At 61.5% G+C, this 1,464-nt stretch carries 2 protein-coding genes; both read right to left on the bottom strand.

Annotated elements, in window-relative coordinates; genetic code table 11:
- Window positions 1–663: MOSC N-terminal beta barrel domain-containing protein (locus tag C9413_RS32060; RefSeq protein ID WP_170251550.1), on the bottom strand; the 663-nt coding region annotated here is incomplete at its 3' end.
- Window positions 664–672: 9 nt separating this feature from the next.
- A complete protein-coding gene (locus C9413_RS32055; protein ID WP_039844419.1) occupies window positions 673–1,317 on the bottom strand; it encodes an HD domain-containing protein in 645 nt (214 codons plus the stop codon).
- Between the last annotated feature and the right edge of the window lie 147 nt (window positions 1,318–1,464).

Genomic DNA, 1,464 nt, shown 5'->3' with positions numbered 1-1,464 from the left:
CGTCATTTGGCCCTGGGTTGCCAGGCTGCAGCGTGCGCAGGGTTTCACGAGATCGAAACGGATGCCGCCGATCTCGATTGCCGCCCAGCGGTCCTCCAGCCAGGCTTCGTCCGTATCGATAACAATGTTTGGCCGGAAGCGCTCCATGCCGACGCTGCCCTCTGCATGCAAGGCGAGGTTGGCGTTGAGCGCTTTCAGCGAGCCGGTCGTCGTCACCAGGATCTGATAGCCGTCCGCGAACGTCATGGGGGTCTCAGCGCCTGCCCATTCGGGGTTGGCGATGCGCTGCGCCTGGTTATCGAAGAAGACCAGCTTCACGTCCCGTCCGAGCCATTCGGAAAGCCGAGCATTGCTTTCGTCGTCGGCGACTGCGGCATTCACCAGGGATTTCCAGACGACGACATCCGTGCGGCGGTCCGGCTGCGGCGGCGGGACGGCGATATCCGGCTTCCCCGTCATCACCAGCCGGAAAGCCTCCGTCTCGGGCTGGATTTCGATCCGCGCGAGTGCCGGCAATTCGCGTTGCGTGATGAAATGACCGTCAGGATCCGTCACCATCGCGCGCCGATCGCCGGGAAGGCCGAAGGAGTCTACCGCCGAAAAAGGCAAGGCGATGGCGCGGGCGCTCTTGAGCGGATAGATAAAAAGATCGCTTACGCGCATTTCGTTCTCCTAAATCTCGTCCATGAATGCCGTGAGGAAGTCGCGCAGACGCTTGTCGCGTTCGGCGGCAAGGGCGCGACCCGCCACCGTCTGAAATCCGTCGGCAAGTTTGAACAGCTTTGTCTGAAAATGGTCAATGGCAAAGCGCCGATCGTCGAGGGGGCGACGTTCGGCAGCCGGATCGAAGGGATCATAAAGGCCCGACGCCATGCGGCCGCCGATATAAAAACAGCGCGCCGCGCCCACCATGCCGATTGCGTCGAGGCGGTCGGCGTCTTGCAATATTCGCGCTTCCAGGGTTTCTGGCGTGATATTGGCAGAAAAACTGTGGGTGGTGATCGCATGCGCAACGGCCGCGATCTCATCTGTCGCCCAGCCCAGTTTCTTCAGGATGCCGGATGCCTTCTCTGCGGCGAGTGCCGAAGCTTTGGAGCGCAAAGGTGAGCTCTTTTCGACCGCGACGCAGTCATGGAGCAGAACGGCGGCGGCTAGGATCCGACCGTTTCCGCCCTCTGTTGCGTGTATCCGCATCGCATTGCGGAACACGCGCAGGATATGGGCAAGGTCATGCGACCCGTCATCGCCCTCCGTGGCGTAGGGAGTGAGTTTGGCCGCGAGACTTTCAAAAGGAGAAAAGGCCTTGGCTTCGAACATGCCTGTCACCGGATTTTTTAGGCGTGCTCGGACTTTCGCATAAAGCTTCCGGTCACGAGTCGCAATGACGCTCTCAGCGCGACTCCGCCGTGGATCCAGCGCGTGATGCTCCCGGCAGCCTCGCGACGTCCGCGGCTGGTGCTGGCG

The organism is Rhizobium sp. SEMIA 4085 (genome assembly GCF_013004495.1).
GTDB classification, from domain to species: domain Bacteria; phylum Pseudomonadota; class Alphaproteobacteria; order Rhizobiales; family Rhizobiaceae; genus Rhizobium; species Rhizobium gallicum.
The sequence above is the reverse complement of the archived record's forward strand: the minus strand, read 5'-3'. Positions and strand labels throughout refer to the sequence as shown.